The organism is Pseudomonas sp. SR18 (assembly GCF_023701505.1).
GTDB lineage: Bacteria > Pseudomonadota > Gammaproteobacteria > Pseudomonadales > Pseudomonadaceae > Aquipseudomonas > Aquipseudomonas cyclaminis.
The window spans coordinates 123,240-140,086 of record NZ_JAMQAU010000001.1 but is presented as its reverse complement, the minus strand read 5'-3'; the positions used below and the strand labels follow the sequence as shown (position 1 = coordinate 140,086).

The following is a 16,847-nucleotide window of genomic DNA, read 5'->3' as shown; positions in this document are numbered from 1 at the left end:
CAGTGTTTCCGACCCTAGCCCTGTTGCTCCTGTTCCCTCGTATCCTGCAGCTCGATGGCTTTTTGCCCTTTTGTCTTCATCTCACTCACAATCACCGCCACCACAATCAACGCCGCCCCCAGCATCGCAATCGGCGGGAAGCGCTCGCCGGCAATCCGCCCGACCACCCCAGCCCACACCGGCTCACCGGCATAGATCAACGTGGCCCGCGTCGGTGAAACGCTCTGTTGCGCCCAGTTCATCGCGACCTGGATCACCGCGCTGGTCAAGCCCAGGCCCACCGCACTGAACAGCAGCAACCACGAGAACCCCGGCAGCGCCTCACCCATCGGCACCACCATCAGGAACGACAGCAGTGACGCCGTGGCCAGTTGCACCACCGTCACCCGGCGTACATCCACTTGACCTGCAAATGCGCTGATCAGGATGATTTCTGCTGCAATCGCAATGGCACCAATCAACGTAGCGATTTCACCGGGGCTGAAATTCAACGAAGCCCCCGCTGGCCCGGTCAACAACATCAACCCGGCAAATGCGAGCATGATGCCAATGCTCGGCATCAACCCAGGACGACGGCCCAGGACCAACCATTGCAACAACGGCACGAACGGCACATACAGCGCGGTGATAAACGCCGACTGGCTGCTCAGGATCGTTTGCAGGCCGATGGTCTGCAAGCCGTAGCCAAACATGATCGCCACACCGATAAACACCCCGGCCTTCAATTCAAACAGGGTCAAGTCGCGCAAGGTGCGCAGCGAGAAGAAGCCCACCACAATGGCCGCCGCCGCAAAGCGCAGGCCCACGAAAAACATCGGGCCGCTCACCGTCATGGCGTGCTGTACCAGCAAAAAGGTGCCGCCCCAGATCATGGTGATAAACACCAGGATGCATTCGGCTTTGCTGAAACGGTTGAAACGCGAAGGGGTTTTGGCGGTGGTCATGGCAGCTCGGTCTTGCACAGGGAAAGGCACGGACCGCACAATGCGCCGCACGCTGGGCAGTATACTGCGCACACCCACCCATTGAGCAATATAGTGCACAAAGAAAATCCACAACGGGCTTCGGTCCTGCAGCACGTCAGCCAGAACGTTCGTCGCCTGCGCCACGCCGCCGACCTGAGCCAGACCGCGCTCTCGGAAAAGTCCGGCGTCAGCCGGCGCATGCTGGTGGCCATCGAGGCCGGGGAGAAGAACGTCAGCCTGTCGACCCTCGACCGTGTGGCTGAAGCGTTGGACGTGGCGTTCAGCGACCTGATCCAGGCGCCGGACGTACGCGATCACAGCCGCATCAACGAACTGGCCTGGGCCGGTGAAATTGCCGGGAGCAAAGCGGTGTTGCTGGCCAAGGCCACGGCTCGCCGCGAGGTTGAGCTGTGGGAGTGGCGCCTTGAACCCGGCGACCGCTATTGCCCGGACCCCGACCTGGAAGGCTGGAGCGAGCAACTGTTTGTGTTCGAGGGCAACCTGACGCTGGTGATCGGCGACCAGGAAAACACCATCGGCGCCGGCGAGTTCTTCATGTTCGCCAGCCACCAGCACCACGTTTATCGCAATGACGGTGACGTGGCCGTGCGCTTTGTGCGCAACGTGGTGATCTAACTGTCTGCCTGGCAACAGTGGATCCACATTTTGCTGGTTTGCAACCGCGTTCAACGCCTGCTTTTCGCGGCAAACTACTGATTTTACTGACGATTAAATTCAGGCACGACTCCTGCAATCACTCCGATATTCCCTCGGAGCCTGGAGTCGGCCCATGTCAGCCCACCCTCAACAACCTGCCCATATCATCCGCTCGGACGCGGAGGCCATCGAGGTCGCCACGCGCCTGGCCGAGCGTTTTGCCGTCGACGCCAGCGTGCGTGACCGCGACCGCCGCTTACCGGTAGCCGAACTCGACGAATTCTCGGCCAGCGGCTTGTGGGGCATCACCGTTCCCAAGGCCTACGGCGGCGCTGGTGTGTCCTATGTGACAGTGGCTGAAGTGATCAAGTTGATCTCCGCCGCCGACCCGTCATTGGGGCAGATCCCGCAGAACCACCTGGGTGTGGTGGACATCCTGCTGCAAACCGCCACCGAGGAACAAAAGCTTCATTACTTCGGCAAGGTGCTGGCGGGTTATCGCTTCGGCAATGCCTTTTCCGAGGCCAAGAGCAAAAACGCCGGCACCTTCGACACCCAGATCCGCTTTCATGGCGACACCGCGCAAATCAACGGCGAGAAGTTCTACTGCACCGGCGCGTTGTTCGCCCATATCGTGCCCACCGTCGGTAATAACGAAAAAGGCCAGGCGTTTATTGGCCTCGTCGAACGCGACGCGCCAGGCCTTACCGTGATCGACAACTGGGACGGCTTCGGCCAACGCACCACCGCCAGCGGCGGCGTGACCCTCGATGGCGTGACCGTGCCCCTGAGCGCGGTGATCCCCGCCCACCTGGCGTTCGACCAGCCCACGGCCGACGGCCCGATTTCGCAGATCATCCAGGCGGCGGTCGACACCGGCATTGCCCTCGGCGCCCTCGAACAGGCCAAGATCTACGCCCGCCAGGCGCGGCCGTGGATCGACAGCCAGCAGGATCACGGCTGGCAGGACCCGTTCACCATCGCCGCCATTGGCGATCTGGAATGGCGCGTGCACGGCACCGAAGCGATCCTCGCCAAGGCCGGTATTGCCGTGGACCAAGCCCTCGCTGAACCGAATGAAGACACCGTCGCCAACGCCTCGCTGATCGTCGCCCAGGCCAAGGTGCTGTCCGCCGAAACGGCGTTGCTCGCCAGCAGCAAACTCTTCGAACTGGCCGGCACCCGCTCGGTCACCGCCAAGCACAACCTCGACCGCTTCTGGCGCAACGCACGCACCCACACCTTGCACGACCCGGCCCGCTGGAAATACCACCTGATCGGCAACTTCGTGCTCAACGGCGTGAAGCCTGCGCGCCACGCCTGGAACTGAGGAACCTGACCCATGACTGCCTTGAATCTCGCACGCCAACTGCTGGACAGCACTCGCCGCCATGTCGAAAAAAGCGACGACCCCTATGTGATCAGCCGCTTCGGCGACTTGCAGATCCGCGTCGACGTGGCCGCTGCCTTGCTTGAACGCGCCGACACCCACCCCAGCCCGGTCGCCGCCACCGAGGCGCAGATCGCCGCCGCCGAAGCACTGATTGCCGCCAGCAACGCCGAATTCGAACTGACCGGTCAACGCACTGCACTGCCGTCGACCGTCGATGACCCGCTGCGCTGGAAATACCAAGTCGTCGGCAACTACCACCTCAACGGAGTGCTGTGATGGCCCGTGAAATTCGTTTGAACGCCTTCGACATGAACTGTGTCGGCCACCAATCTCCCGGCCTGTGGGCGCACCCGCGTGACCGTTCGTGGCAGTACAAGGACCTGGAATACTGGACCGACCTGGCGAAAATCCTCGAACGCGGCAAGTTCGACGGTCTGTTTATCGCCGACGTGCTGGGCATCTACGACGTGTACAACGGTAACGGCGACGCGGCGATTCGCCAGGCCACCCAAGTGCCGGTCAACGACCCGTTGTCGCTGATCGCGCCAATGGCGTTGGTCACCGAGCACCTGGGCTTTGGCCTCACCGCTTCGTTGTCCTTTGAGCATCCGTATCCGTTCGCCCGTCGTCTGTCGACGCTCGACCACCTGACCAAGGGCCGCATCGGCTGGAACATCGTCACCTCGTACCTGGAAAGCGGCGCCAAGAACCTCGGCCAGAAAGCCCAGACCGAACACGACGCGCGCTACGACTACGCCGAGGAATACCTGCAGGTTTGCTACAAACTCTGGGAAGGCAGTTGGGAAGAGGGCGCGGTCCTGCGTGACCGCGAACGACGGGTTTTCAGCGACCCGAGCAAAATCCACGAGATCCGCCACGTCGGCAAACACTTCCAGGTGCCCGGCATTCACCTGTGCGAGCCGTCGCCGCAGCGCACGCCGGTGCTGTACCAGGCTGGCGCGTCCAGCCGTGGCAAGCAGTTCGCCGCCGAGCAGGCCGAATGTGTGTTCGTCGCTGCGCCGTCCAAGGTGCTGCTGAAAAAGACCGTGGCCGACATCCGCCGTCGTGCCGCCGAGGCTGGGCGTGATCCGAAGAAAATCCTGATCTTCAACTTGCAGACGGTGATCGTCGACGAAACCGACGCAAAGGCTAAAGCCAAGTTTGACGAGTACAAATCCTACGTCAGCTACGAAGGCGCCATGGCGCTGATCTCCGGCTGGACCGGCATCGACTTCAGCCAGTTCAAACCGGACGAACCGCTCAAACACGTGCACACCAATGCGATTCAATCGGCGGTGGAAGCGTTTTCCACGGCGGACCCGAACAAGGTCTGGACGCCCAACGAGCTGGCCGATTGGGTCGGTATCGGCGGCTTTGGCCCACTGTTCGTCGGCGGCCCGGAGACTGTGGCGGACCTGTTGCAGGAGTGGGTCGAAGAGACTGATGTGGACGGCTTCAACCTGGCCTATGCGCTGACCCATGAAACCTTTGTCGACGCCGTGGAATGGCTTGTTCCGGAGTTGCAGAAGCGTGGCATGTACAAGACCGAATACGCCCAGGGCACGTTGCGTGAGAAGTTGTTTGGCGACGGTGCGCGACTGGGCGCCAACCATCCAGGCGCCAGCTACCGCGATCTATCTGGTGCACAAAATTCCAATGTGGGAGGGGGCTTGCCCCCGATAGCGGTGGGTCAGTTAGAACACTCGTGACTGACACACTGCTATCGGGGGCAAGCCCCCTCCCACATGTTGATCTTAATTGCTTGATCTATTCCAGCCAGCGGACCACCGCACGCCCACCTCCCCAATAGGAGCAATCCCCTATGAGCGTGCACGAACCAAAGGCCTCTCTGGAGCAACTGCGCCACTGGTCGCAACTCACGCCGTTGCACATCGCCCTGCGCCACAAGCGCCAGGGGCAATGGTATGCCTGGCGCTGGATCGACACCTTGCGCGACGTCGAGCGGCTGGCCGATGGTTTGCGCCAGCAAGGTTTCAGCGACCAGTCACGCCTGGTGCTCAGCGGCGCCTTTGAGCCGAACCTGTTGCTGCTGGCGTTGGCGGCCCAGTCCGTCGGCGCACACGTGCTGACGCTGGCCGATAACCTTGAGCCGCAGGCACTGGAACAACACCTGTGGCGCATCCATCCCAGTCACGCCTACGTTCAAGGTCGCCAGCGCGATTGGGCGTTTACCCAGCGCTTGGATTTCGCCCAGTTACTCGGCCCCGTGGACCCGGCGCAACACCTGCAGCGCTGGTGGCAACCCACCGGCGAAACCGCGTTGTGGAGCGAGGAGGGTACCCACTGGCAGCGCGGCCTGGACGTCCTGCTGGAGCAATGGCTGAGCAGCGGCCACGGCCTGGCATTCCCGGAAAACCTGGCCTCGGCGCAGCGTGATCGCGGCGAAGTCGCGCCCACCGGCCTGCTGCTGTCGCCCGAGCGGTTACAGCACTTGGCCGATGAGATCGAAAGCCGCCTGGCCCCCCACGGCACCTGGCGTCGACGCCTGTGCGACTGGGCCATCGCCCACCCCCAAAGCGGCCTGCGCCGGCTGCTGAAAAACCGCGTGCGCAAACTGCTGGGCTTCCAGCGCCTGGCCTTTATCTGGCAGCCCCTCAAATCCACGGTCGAGCCGGTGTGGCTGGCCGAATTCAAACGGGATATCGCATGAGTGACGTTATTCTCCAGGTGCGCGATATCTCGCTGTCATTCAAAGGGGTCAAGGCCATCAACGCCTTGTCTTTCGAGGTGCGGCGCGGCGAGATCTGCGCGTTGATCGGCCCTAACGGCGCCGGTAAAAGTTCGTTGCTCAACGTGCTCAATGGCGTGTATCGCTTTGACGCGGGCGAGATCGTTTTCGAGGCGCAACACTTCCACCGCATCGACCCCTTGGGGGCCGCACGCCGTGGCATTGGCCGGACCTTCCAGAACAACGCGCTGTTCAAGAAAATGAGCGTGCTCGACAACCTCCTCACCGGCCTGTCGCGGCATATGCGCAGCAGTGTTATCGAGCAGGCCCTCGGCTTGCCCCGTGCGCGACGTGAAGCCGAGGCCTTTCGCCTGCGTGGCCAAGCCATCCTTGAGTTTCTGGAGCTGCAAGCCCACCGCGATGTGCTGGTGGGCAACTTGTCCTACGGCCTGCAAAAGCGCGTGGAGCTGGGCCGCGCATTGATCGCCGGGCCGAGCCTGTTGCTGCTCGACGAACCCATGGCTGGCATGAACGCCGAAGAGAAACAGGACATGGCGCGCTTCGTCGCTGACGTGAACCGCGACCTCGGCACTACCGTGGTGTTGATCGAACACGACATGGGCGTGGTGATGGGCCTGTCCGACCATGTGGTGGTGCTCGACTACGGGCGCAAAGTCGGCGACGGCACGCCGGCACAGGTGCAGGCCAATCCCGAAGTGATCGCCGCCTACCTGGGAGCCGTGCACTGATGACCTTCTTCTTCGAAACCCTGCTCGGCGGCCTGCTCGCCGGCACCCTGTATTCCCTGGTCGCCATCGGCTTTGTGCTGATCTACAAAGCCAGCGGCGTGTTCAACTTTGCCCAGGGTGCGATGCTGCTGTTTGCCGCGTTGACCTTCGTCAGCCTGCACGACCAGGGCGTGCCGTTTGCCCTGGCGCTGCTGCTGACGGTGATCGTGATGATCGTCGGCGCGTTGCTTATCGAGCGCCTGGTATTGCGGCCACTGGTGAACCGTTCGCAGATCACCCTGTTCATGGCCACTTTGGGCCTGTCGTTCATTATCGAAGGCCTGGCCCAAGGCTTGATGGGCGCGCAAGTGCGTGCCCTGGACCTGGGTATCGACGACGTGCCGCTGTTTGTTGGCCCGCTGATGCTCAGCCAGTTCGACCTGATCGCCGCCGCGGCTGCCGTGGTGCTGGTGACGGTGCTCGCGCTGCTGTTCAACAAAACCCGCATCGGCGTGTCCCTGCGCGCCGTGGCGGATGACACCACGGCGGCGCTGTCCATCGGCATCAACCTCAACCGCATCTGGCAGATCGTCTGGGCGGTGGCTGGCATTGTCGGGCTGGTGGCCGGTTTGTTGTGGGGCGCACGCCAGGGGGTGCAGTTTTCGCTGTCGCTGGTGGTGCTCAAGGCTTTGCCCGTGTTGATCATCGGCGGCTTTACCTCGATTGGCGGCGCGATTGTCGGCGGGCTGATCGTCGGCGCGGCGGAGAACCTTGCCGAGGTGTATATCGGCCCGCTGATCGGCGGCGGCATCACGCCGTGGTTCGCCTATGTCCTGGCCCTGGCCTTCCTGTATATCCGTCCCGCCGGCCTGTTCGGCGAGCGCGCCATCGAGCGAGTCTGAAACCATGTCGATCCCTGTTGCTCAACAAACCGCGCCGTTATTGCTGGTCCCGCGACGAGTGCCTTGGGGCCTTTTCGGTCTGCTGGGGTTGGCCTTTGTGGGGGTGCCGCTGTGGGGCAATGACTATTGGCTCAATGCGATCCTGATCCCGTTTCTGGTGCTGTCGCTGGCCGGGTTGGGCCTGAACCTGCTGACCGGCTACACCGGGCAAACCTCGGTCGGCGCGGCGGGGTTCATGGCGGTCGGCGCCTTTGCGACCTACGGCTTCCTGCTGCGGCTGCCGGAGCTGGGGCTGCCGGTGGCGTTGCTCGGCGGTGGGATTATCAGCGCCTTGGTCGGCCTGGTGTTCGGGTTGCCCAGCTCGCGGATCAAAGGCTTCTACCTGATGGTCACCACATTGGCCGCGCAGTTTTTCCTGGAGTGGCTGTTCGTCAAGTTTCCCTGGTTCTACAACTACGGCTCGTCCGGGACCATCTCGGCGCCCAGGCTTGCGCTGTTGGGCCATGACCTCAACACGCCGCTCGGTCGTTACTGGCTGACGCTGGTCACGGTGCTGCTGTTGACCTGGGCCGCGGTGAACCTGGTGCGCAGCCAGGTGGGGCGCAACTGGATGGCGATCCGCGACATGGACACCGCCGCCGCCGTGGTCGGCATCCCGGTGGTGCGTTACAAGCGCCTGGCGTTTGCGGTCAGCTCGTTTTACCTGGGCATTGCCGGTGCGTTGTGGGCGTTCGCCTACCTGGGCACGGCCAGCGCCAGCAGCTTCGATATCAACCGTTCATTCCAGATCCTGTTCATCATCATTATTGGCGGCATGGGCAGCATCGCCGGCAACTTCGTCGGCGCGGCGTTCATCAGTTTGCTGCCGATCTTTCTCAGCCACGCCGGGCAGGCGTTGTTCGGCGGTTCGGTGGACGCGGGGCAGTTGCAGAACCTGCAGAAAATCATCTTTGGCGTATTGATCATCGTGTTCCTGATCAAGGAACCCGAGGGCTTGATTCGCCTGTTGCACAACCTTCGCGACCGGCTGCGCCAGTGGCCGCTACGTTTCTGACCTATAGAAGAGAATCTCCATGCGTGCATCCTTGAAACGATCCCTGGTCAGTGCGGCCTTTGCGTTGGCGGCGTTGTCCGCTGCCGCCCCCCAGGCGATGGCCTCGGCCGACCAGCAATTCTTCCCCCTGGCGACTTACCGCGTGGGCGCCTATGCGTCCAGCGGCGTGCAAGTGTGGGCCGGGATGATCGACTACCTGCGCTATATCAACGAGGTCGAAGGCGGCATCAATGGCGTGAAACTGGTGTGGCAGGAATGCGAGACCGAGTGGACGGCCGAGAAGGGCATCGAGTGCTACGAGCGCTTCAAGAATGGCCTGGACGGCGCGCCGGTCGCGGTGTACCAGCCCAACGGCGCGCCGGCCGCCTATGCGCTCAGCGAAAGGGCCGAGGTGGACAAGATCCCGTTGATCACCCTCGGTTACGGTCGCACCGAAGCCACTGACGGCACGGTATTCCCCTACAACTTCCCGGTGATGCTGACCTTCTACAGCGAGGCGTCGACGCTGGTGAACTACATCGCCCAGCGCGAAGGCGGCTTCGACAAACTCAAGGGCAAGAAGATTGCCACGGTCTACCACGACTCGGCCTACGGTCGTGAAACCCTCGGCCCGCTGAAGTTATTGGCCGAGAAATACGGCTTTGAAAATATCCAGATCCCGGTGGCCGATCCGGGCAACGAACAATCGGCGCAATGGCGCCAGGTGCGCCAGGCCAACCCGGACTGGGTGTTCCTGCGCACCTGGGGCGTGTCGACGCCGGTGGCGGTCAAGACCGCCGCGCGCTTCGGCTTCCCGGTGGACCATATCATCGGCGACATCTGGGCCAGTTCCAGCGAAGACGTCTTGCCGGCCGGTGCGGCCGCCAAAGGCTACCTGGCGCTGACGCCTTACCCGGCGGGTGCCGATTTCGAGATCCACAAACGCCTCAAGCAATCGATCCTCGACAAGGGCAACAGCGACCTCAAGGACCTGAAGAACTTCGGCAGCGTCTACTACAACTCGGGCCTGGTGAACGCCGCCGTGGCGGTAGAAGCGATCCGCACCGCCCAGGCCAGGTTCGGCAAGCGTCCACTCAACGGTGAAGAAGGCCGTTGGGGGCTGGAGCATCTGAATATCGACGACGCCCGCCTCAAGGCCATGGGTTACCTGGGCCTGATGCAGAACCTCAAGCTGTCGTGCAGCGACCACGAAGGCGGCGGTTCGGCGCGGGTGCAGCAATGGGACGGCGCCAACTGGACGCTGGTCAGCGACTGGATCGCCGCTGACCGTGCGCTGTTGCGCCCGCTCATCGATGAAAAATCCGCCGCGTTCGCCAAGGAAAAAGGCCTGACGCCACGCACCTGCACCGGGGATGAATAAGCCATGAGCCAGCCCGCTGCTGAATCCGCCAGCCCGTCACTGCTGACGGTCGATGATATTGAAGTGATCTACGACGGCGCGATCCTGGCGGTGGCCGGGGTCTCGCTGAACGTGCCGAAGGGCGCGATTGTGGCCTTGCTCGGCGCCAATGGTGCCGGTAAGAGCACCACCCTCAAGGCTATCTCGGGTCTGGTGCGGGCCGAGCGTGCCGAGGTCAGCCGAGGCGTGATCGCGTACGCCGGCCAGGACCTGGCAGGTGTCGACCCCAGCCAGCGCGTGCGCCAGGGCATGGTGCATGTGCTGGAAGGGCGCCACGTGTTCGGCCAACTGACCGTGGAGGACAATCTGCGCAGCGGCGGCTTTGTGCGGCGCCTGAGCCGCAAGGACATGGAGCACGACCTGGAGCGCATCTACGCCTGGTTCCCCCGGCTCAAGACCAAGCGCCACACCCGCGCCGGCCTCACCTCGGGCGGCGAGCAGCAGATGGTCGCCATCGGCCGGGCGTTGATGACCCGTCCTACGTTGGTACTGCTCGACGAGCCCTCCATGGGTTTGGCGCCTATGATCGTGCAGGAGATTTTCGCGATCATCGCGCAGCTCAACCGCGAGCAGCAGGTGAGCTTCCTGATCGCCGAGCAGAACATCAATGTCGCGCTGACCTATGCGTCCCACGGCTACGTGCTGGATACTGGCCGCGTGGCCTTGAGCGGCAGCGCCGCCGAACTGCTGGCGCGGGGCGACTTGCATGATATTTATCTGGGTAAACAGTAAGGGCGAACCTGCATGAGTGAATCCATCCGCAACGCTGATGTACTGATCATCGGCGGCGGCCTGAGTGGGACGATGCTGGCGGTGCAATTGCTGCGTCTAGGTGGCCGGCGCCGCATCCTGGTAATCGAGCCGCGCGCCGAACTGGGGCGTGGCGAGGCCTACAGTGCTGTGGAGCTGGGCCACACCCTCAACGGCAACGCGGCGCGCATGAGTGTCGACCCGGACAATGCCGATGACCTGACGCAATGGCTCACCGACTACATCGGCGCTGGCGGCTGGCCGGAGTCGGACCAGCAGCACGTGCCCATCAGCGAACTGTTTCCGCCACGGGGGATTTTCGGCGTGTATGCGCAGCAGCGGTTGGCCGAGGCCAAGGCGCTGTCCGCGTCCACGGTGGAGCATGTGCGCGCTGAAGTGGTCGACCTGCAAGTGGACGCGGATTCAACCCTGTTGACCCTCGATAACGGCCGGCAACTGCGCGGTGCGTTTGCCGTGTTGGCCACCGGTATGTTCCCGGCGGCGCGCACGCCCCAAACCGAATCCAGCGGCTTGAACGCGGCGGCGGTGGACCCCTGGGATGTGCAGGCCATGACCCAGCTCGACCCGCTGTCGACGGTGCTGATCATCGGCTCCGGTCTGACCATGGTCGATGCGGTGGTGTCCCTGGAACAGGCTGGGCATCGCGGGCCCATCGAGATTTTTTCACGCCACGGCCTGCTGCCCCATGTGCGCCGGCAACCGCCGGTTTGGGAGGATTTCCTGGCCGCTGATCACGGCCTGCGCAGCCCTCGGCAGTTGCTGCATGAGGTGCGGCGGCAATGTCGGATCGCGCAGGCGCAGGGCATCGATTGGCAAGCGCCGCTGGACACCGTGCGTGCCCATATCGGCCGGTTGTGGAGCCAGGCCAGCGAGCGCGAGAAACGTCAGTTTGTGCGGCATGTACGGCCATGGTGGGAGAGCCATCACCACCGCTCGCCGCCGTTGAGTGCGCAGTTGGTGGCGCGGCTGCATGAGGAAGGGCGGTTGCGGATCAGGGCCGCGTCGTTCAAGGGCTTGGCGCCTGCGCACGAGGGCGTGACGATTCGTTTGCGTCATCGTGGCGAACAGGTGCTGACCCAGGTCTCGGGTGCTGCGTTGATCAACTCCAGCGGCATCGAATACGACTGGCGCCGCGTGGCCCGGCCGTTGCCGCAACAGTTGCTCAAGCGCGGGTTGATCCAGCCTGGGCCGTTGGCGCTCGGGATTGCGGCGGACAAGTCCGGCGCCGTGCTGGATGCCCAGGGGCAGGTCAGCCAGCGATTGTTTGCCATGGGCCCACCGTTGCGCGGGATGTGGTGGGAGAGCACGGCGGTAACGGATGTGGCGCTTCAGGCTAAAGCCCTGGCCGAAAAATTGACCAATATCTAAATGTGGGAAGGGGCTTGCCCCTCCCAGATTTGAACCATCAATTATTGTGAGAGCTTCACAAGGCCAGGCTTCAGGCCGAACACCTCAACCCCTTGCGCCGTCGCTTGCCCGGTCGTGACCTTGACTCGCTCCACCGGCTTGTCCATCGCCTCCCGATACTCCACTTCACCGCCAACGACCGCCTGCGCGGGCACCACAATCGCCTGCTCGTTGTTGTAGGTGACGATGGTCAACCGCGCACTCATGCCCAGACGCACCCGCTGCAACTGTTGCGGGGTCAGCTTGGGGATCGACAAGGTCACTGGAAACTGCGCGCTGCCCTGGCTGTCACTGGCCATCGCCAAGCCGCTGACCACGCTGACCGAGCCGGTCAGGCGCTCGCCATCAAACCCGTCGCCCATGACTTCCACCGCCTGGCCCTGATGCAATTGGTTGATGTCCAACTCCGAGACCTTGGCGACAATCTTCAGCCGTTCGATATTCGCCAGGCCAAACAGCACCTGGCCCTGGCTGACTTTGCTCCCGGCCTGGATTGGGGCGTTGGTGTTGCTGCCGCCTTGGGGCGTGTTGATGCCGGGCGCGGGCACCACGATGCCGGAGAACGGCGCCTTGACCTCCCGGCCGTCGAGCAACGTGCGCAGGGCCTCGTATTTCACCGTAGCGTTGGTCAGTTCCATGTCGGCGATCTGGCGGTATTCACCCTTGCCCTGGTCGAGGGCCTGTTGCAGTTCGCTGCGGGCGGAGGCGAGGTCCAGTTGTTGCTGTTGGGCCTGCTGCTTGAGGTCGTCCAGCTCGTTGCGCGGGATGATGCCGCGCTTGAACAGGTTGTCGCTTTCGGTGAGTTTGCGCTGGGTGTTGCCGGCGGTCATCTCGGTGGTGCGCAGGCTGCGGCGGGCGCGGCTGACGGCGGGGCTGCTGTCCCAGTCCTGCATCTCTTGCACGGTGCGTCGGGCCTTGAGCTGGGCAGAGAGTGCGTCGCGTAATTGCACTTCGAGGGTGGCCGGGTCCATGCGCAGCAGCACTTGACCCGCCTCGACCCGTTGGCCTGGTTCCACCAGGTTGGCCTGCACGTTACCGTCGAACGGCGCGGTGAGGGTGAGGGTGGTGTCAGGCTCGATCTTGCCCACCAGGCCGATCTGGTGCACCAGCGGGTCGGGTTTCACGGCCAGCCATTGCTCGGCGGTGCTGGCGGGATCGGACGCAGGGCTGCGCAGGGCCAGCCCGGCACCGACCAGCAACAAGATCACCACAGCGCCCAGCAGGCGTTTTCGATTAGTAGTCATTGAGGGCGATTTCCCAGCTTTCCAGCGTCATGCCCAGGGTCAGGTCGAGCTGTGTCTGGGCGTTCAAATAAGCGATCAATGCGTTGAGCTGCGCGTTTTCGGCGTTGCGCAGGTCAGTCTCGAAACTCAGCACCTGGAAGTTGGTGGAGCGCCCTGCGCTGAGTTTTTCCCGTTCGATCTCGATCTTGCGGCGTGACAGCTCCACCGCGCGTTGGGAGATTTCATACTGACGCCAGCGGGTGCCGAGGTCGCGCACCACGTCGTTGACGCTGCGTTCCAGCTCCTGGCGGGCGTCGGTGATACGGATGGCCTGATCCTCCACGTTCACCCGTGCACGCACTTCGGCCTGGCGCGTGCTGATGTCGCCGATGGGGATTTGCACCTGCACCCCGGCGTAGCTATCCCACGTGCGGTTGTTGCTGCTGCCGGCGTCGTTATTGTAGTTGTCGCGGATCTGATTCGCGCCGGCTACCAGATCCACCTGCCAACGCCCAGAGTCCTTGGCGATCACCAGGTTGAGGTCGGCTTGCTGGCTGCCGAGCAGGGCGGCGAGGTATTCCGGTTGCTGGGTTTGCGCCAGGGTGAAGGCCTGGCGCTTGTCGATCTGCATGGGCTTGGCCTCCAGGGCTTCGGTGGCGCGAATCGGCGTGGACAGGTCCAGGGCCAGCAGGCGCAGGAGCGCCAGGCGATTGCTGTCCAGTTGGTTTTGCGCTTCTTCCACGCCCAGTTGCTGGGTGGCGATGTCGGCCTCGGTCTGCACAATCTCGAACTCGGCCATGCGCCCGGCACTGATCAAGGCCTTGTTCACTTCGAGCAACGTATCGGAGCGCTTGAGGGCTTCCTGCACGATCAGCAGTTGCTCCTGGGCGCGCAGCAATTCGCGGTAGGTGGCGATGATCTGGCTGATGGTCTGTGCCACGGTGGCCTTGAGGTTGAGGCGGTTGGCCTGTTCCGACAGCCGCGACAGGCGCAGTGGCGCGGTCGTGGCGTCCCAGCCGGCGCCGCGCATCAGCGGCTGGATGATCGCCAGGTCCAGGCCGTCGCTGCGGTAGCGGCCGGCGCGGTCGGCGTTGTTCAGCTGTTGAGTCCAGGCCATGCTCAGGCGCGTGCCGTATTCGCCGAGCAGGCTGCTGGACGGTGCGAGGTTGGCGTTGCGTGCACTGTCCTGGGAGCCACGGGTGCCGCGGTAATAGCTGTTGAGGGTGAGCTTGGGGTTGAACACGTCTTCGGCCACCCGCAGGTCGAACTTCTGCGCGACGCGTTGCAGGTAGGCACTGCGGATTGCCGGGTTCTTGCGCAGGCCCAGGTACACCGCGTCGCCCAGGGTCAGGGTAGTGACCTGGGCGTTCAGCGACACGCTGCGGCTGCTGCTGGGGGCCGAGGGGCGGATGACCACGTCGGCCGCCACGCCGGGCAGGCTGATCAGCGCCAGCAGCCAGAGCCATTTACTCATCACGCAGGGCCTCCACCGGTTGCAATCGCGAGGCCGAGACCGCCGGATAGATGCCAAAGAACAAACCCACCAGCAACGTGCTGCCCACGCCGAGGGGCAGGGCGGCAGCCGCCAGTGCGAATTCCCAGCCCGACAGCCAGGCGTAGAGCCAGGCGGCGCTCATGCCCAGCACTGCGCCGCACAGCGCGCCGACGGCGGTGAGGGTCACGGCTTCGAGCAGGAACAGGTTGCGGATATCCCGCTGGCGAGCGCCCAGGGCCATGCGAATGCCGATCTCGCGGCGCCGCTCCGAGACGTTCATCAGCATCACGTTCATCACCCCCACGCCACCGCCCACCAGGGAAATCGCACCGAGCGCCAGCAGCAGGTAGGCGAAGGTGCGGCTTTGCCGGGTCATGCCATCGATCATCTGCTGGGGTACCTGGATGTCGACAGAATGCTCGGTAAGTTGGGTTTGCAAGGCACTGGCGGCCTCTTTGGCGATGCGCTCCATGTCCTGGCCGGGCGCGGCGCGGATGATCACGTTGCCGATCTGCGGCATGGCGTAGATGCGGCGCATGCCTTCGGCGGGGATGAACAACGACTCGTTGGCCTGCACTGGCATCAGCATCGCCCTGGGCTGGTTGTGCAGGATGCCGACGATCAGGAACAGGTAGTCGTTGATGCGCACGCGGTCGCCCAGTTGCAGAGGGTCGCCCGGCGCCCCCAGGGCCTGAGCGACCTGGTTGCCGATCACGCCATAGGTTTCGTTGGCATCGAAGCCCGACAGAAAACGCCCCTGCTGCAGTTGCAGGCGCATCGTCTGGGGAATGTCCGGCGTGCTGCCGACAAAGTTGGCGTTGACGCTGCGGCCATGGAACACGATGGGCCCGCTGAACAGGCTGAGTGCGCCGATATGCGCGATGCCCGGCACAGCCGCGCGCACTGCTTGCAGGTCGAGTTGGGCGCGCATCGGCACATTGCTGCTGCCTTTGGGCGGGAACTGCACCACCAGGGTGTCAGTGCCCATGTCCTTGAAAATCAGCGCGGCATCCACCGCCGCGTTGTGGCCGATATTGATCAGCGCCACCACCGATGAACTGCCGATAACAATGCCCAGCAGCGCCAGAACCGAGCGCTTGCCCAGGGTGCGCAGGCTGATGAAGGCTTCATGCAGCAGTTGGCTGAGGCTCTGTTCGACCCGCAGGCTCATGGGCGACCGACCTCGTGCACCACGCCGTTGCGCACCAGGATCTTGCGCTCCAGGCGTTCGGCGATCTGCGCGTCGTGGGTGACGATGATCAGCGTGACCTGCTGCTCGCGATTCAGGGCCAGCAGCAGGTCCATGATGTCCTGGGCGGTGCTGCTGTCGAGGTTGCCGGTGGGTTCGTCGGCCAGGATCACCGAGGGTTTGCCCACCAAGGCTCGGGCGATGGCCACGCGTTGGCGCTGGCCGCCGGAGAGGTCGGCGGGGCGATGGTGGGCGCGGTCGGCCAGGCCTACCTGTTCAAGCATGCGCTGGGCCTGCTCCACCGATTCATGGCGCGACACACCGCGATAGCTCAGGGGCAGGGCGACGTTGTCCAGGGCGCTGAGGCGCGGCAGCAGGTTGAAGCTCTGGAAGACAAAACCGATCTGCTGGTTGCGGATCGCCGCCAGTTCGTCCGGGGTGGCGCTCAAAATATCGTGGCCGGCAAAGTGGTACTGGCCGCTGTTGGGCAGGTCCAGCAGGCCAAGGATATTGAGCAGGGTGCTCTTGCCGGAACCGGAGGCGCCGAGGATGCCGCAGCTGTCACCGCGGGCGATGGACAGGCACACGTCATTGAGAATGGACAGCTTTTGCCCGGCCAACTGATAACGTTTGCCGATGCCTTGCAGGGAGATCAAGCCTGGGTGCGCGGGGGTCTGTGTCATCATGACTACGCCTGCAGTCTCGACGCCGCCGGCATGCCCCTGTAAATCCTTGTAACAAGTTCGGGAGCTGCCTGGTATGCGTCACGGACTGGTTTTATTTCTTGTTTTTAAAATATTGTTTGAATACTAACCGTGTTCCCAGTGCTTCGCCAGCCATGGATGTAGAGCGGTTTTACCCTTTGAAACGATTTAACCCGTCAGTGTGAGGAGCTGCCAAAATACCCCTGGCTGGCCGCAAAATGCCCGCTGGCAAAGGCTTTGGATGGTATGGCGGTGTGTCACTACTTGCTTT

The 16,847-nt window shown here is 63.4% G+C and carries 16 protein-coding genes; 11 read left to right on the top strand and 5 right to left on the bottom strand.

Features of this window, described 5'->3' with window-relative positions; translation table 11 throughout:
• Positions 1–14: 14 nt before the first annotated feature.
• Complete coding sequence (locus NDJ82_RS00715) at positions 15–944, bottom strand: DMT family transporter (protein WP_112195952.1); 930 nt, start codon at positions 942–944, stop codon at positions 15–17.
• Positions 945–1,037: 93 nt separating this feature from the next.
• Between NDJ82_RS00715 and NDJ82_RS00710 the strand changes: the two genes are divergently transcribed.
• From NDJ82_RS00710 to NDJ82_RS00660, 11 genes are all read left to right on the top strand, one after another.
• Positions 1,038–1,601 (top strand): helix-turn-helix domain-containing protein, encoded by a 564-nt coding sequence (locus NDJ82_RS00710; protein ID WP_112195950.1) that lies wholly within the window; start codon positions 1,038–1,040, stop codon positions 1,599–1,601.
• 154 nt (positions 1,602–1,755) lie between these two features.
• Positions 1,756–2,952 carry an SfnB family sulfur acquisition oxidoreductase gene (locus tag NDJ82_RS00705; RefSeq protein WP_250924765.1) on the top strand — a complete coding sequence of 399 codons (1,197 nt, stop codon included), beginning with the start codon at positions 1,756–1,758 and terminating at the stop codon, positions 2,950–2,952.
• A gap of 12 nt (positions 2,953–2,964) precedes the next feature.
• Positions 2,965–3,291 carry an acyl-CoA dehydrogenase gene (locus NDJ82_RS00700; RefSeq protein WP_112195946.1) on the top strand — a complete coding sequence of 109 codons (327 nt, stop codon included), beginning with the start codon at positions 2,965–2,967 and terminating at the stop codon, positions 3,289–3,291.
• A complete protein-coding gene (locus tag NDJ82_RS00695; RefSeq protein WP_250924764.1) occupies positions 3,291–4,724 on the top strand; it encodes an LLM class flavin-dependent oxidoreductase in 1,434 nt (477 codons plus the stop codon). Before NDJ82_RS00700 ends, NDJ82_RS00695 begins: the two co-directional genes overlap by 1 nt.
• A 113-nt stretch (positions 4,725–4,837) precedes the next feature.
• Positions 4,838–5,686, top strand: coding sequence for an acyl-CoA synthetase (locus tag NDJ82_RS00690; protein WP_158876737.1), 849 nt, complete (start codon positions 4,838–4,840; stop codon positions 5,684–5,686).
• Complete coding sequence (locus NDJ82_RS00685) at positions 5,683–6,453, top strand: ABC transporter ATP-binding protein (RefSeq protein WP_158876739.1); 771 nt, start codon at positions 5,683–5,685, stop codon at positions 6,451–6,453. Before NDJ82_RS00690 ends, NDJ82_RS00685 begins: the two co-directional genes overlap by 4 nt.
• Positions 6,453–7,334, top strand: a complete 882-nt coding sequence (locus NDJ82_RS00680) for a branched-chain amino acid ABC transporter permease (protein ID WP_158876741.1) — start codon at positions 6,453–6,455, stop codon at positions 7,332–7,334. Before NDJ82_RS00685 ends, NDJ82_RS00680 begins: the two co-directional genes overlap by 1 nt.
• 4 nt (positions 7,335–7,338) lie before the next feature.
• Positions 7,339–8,388 carry a branched-chain amino acid ABC transporter permease gene (locus tag NDJ82_RS00675; RefSeq protein ID WP_112195936.1) on the top strand — a complete coding sequence of 350 codons (1,050 nt, stop codon included), beginning with the start codon at positions 7,339–7,341 and terminating at the stop codon, positions 8,386–8,388.
• A 19-nt stretch (positions 8,389–8,407) separates the two neighbouring features.
• Complete coding sequence (locus NDJ82_RS00670; RefSeq protein ID WP_158876743.1) at positions 8,408–9,748, top strand: ABC transporter substrate-binding protein; 1,341 nt, start codon at positions 8,408–8,410, stop codon at positions 9,746–9,748.
• A 3-nt stretch (positions 9,749–9,751) separates the two neighbouring features.
• Positions 9,752–10,519: an ABC transporter ATP-binding protein gene (locus NDJ82_RS00665; protein WP_112195932.1), complete on the top strand. Its 768-nt coding sequence runs from the start codon at positions 9,752–9,754 to the stop codon at positions 10,517–10,519.
• Between the two features lie 12 nt (positions 10,520–10,531).
• Positions 10,532–11,926, top strand: a complete 1,395-nt coding sequence (locus NDJ82_RS00660) for an FAD/NAD(P)-binding protein (RefSeq protein WP_250924763.1) — start codon at positions 10,532–10,534, stop codon at positions 11,924–11,926.
• A 41-nt stretch (positions 11,927–11,967) separates the two neighbouring features.
• Here NDJ82_RS00660 and NDJ82_RS00655 read toward each other — a convergent pair whose 3' ends face one another.
• Genes NDJ82_RS00655 through NDJ82_RS00640 form a run of 4 tightly spaced genes read right to left on the bottom strand, consistent with a single transcriptional unit; the run spans position 11,968 to position 16,558 of the window.
• Positions 11,968–13,209, bottom strand: a complete 1,242-nt coding sequence (locus NDJ82_RS00655; protein ID WP_250924762.1) for an efflux RND transporter periplasmic adaptor subunit — start codon at positions 13,207–13,209, stop codon at positions 11,968–11,970.
• A complete protein-coding gene (locus NDJ82_RS00650; protein WP_099583278.1) occupies positions 13,199–14,662 on the bottom strand; it encodes a TolC family protein in 1,464 nt (487 codons plus the stop codon). Before NDJ82_RS00650 ends, NDJ82_RS00655 begins: the two co-directional genes overlap by 11 nt.
• On the bottom strand, positions 14,655–15,854 hold the full coding sequence (locus NDJ82_RS00645) for an ABC transporter permease (protein WP_158876753.1): 1,200 nt from the start codon (positions 15,852–15,854) through the stop codon (positions 14,655–14,657). Before NDJ82_RS00645 ends, NDJ82_RS00650 begins: the two co-directional genes overlap by 8 nt.
• Positions 15,851–16,558, bottom strand: a complete 708-nt coding sequence (locus tag NDJ82_RS00640) for an ABC transporter ATP-binding protein (protein WP_158876755.1) — start codon at positions 16,556–16,558, stop codon at positions 15,851–15,853. The genes NDJ82_RS00645 and NDJ82_RS00640 overlap by 4 nt, the downstream gene beginning before the upstream one ends.
• Positions 16,559–16,847: the final 289 nt, after the last annotated feature.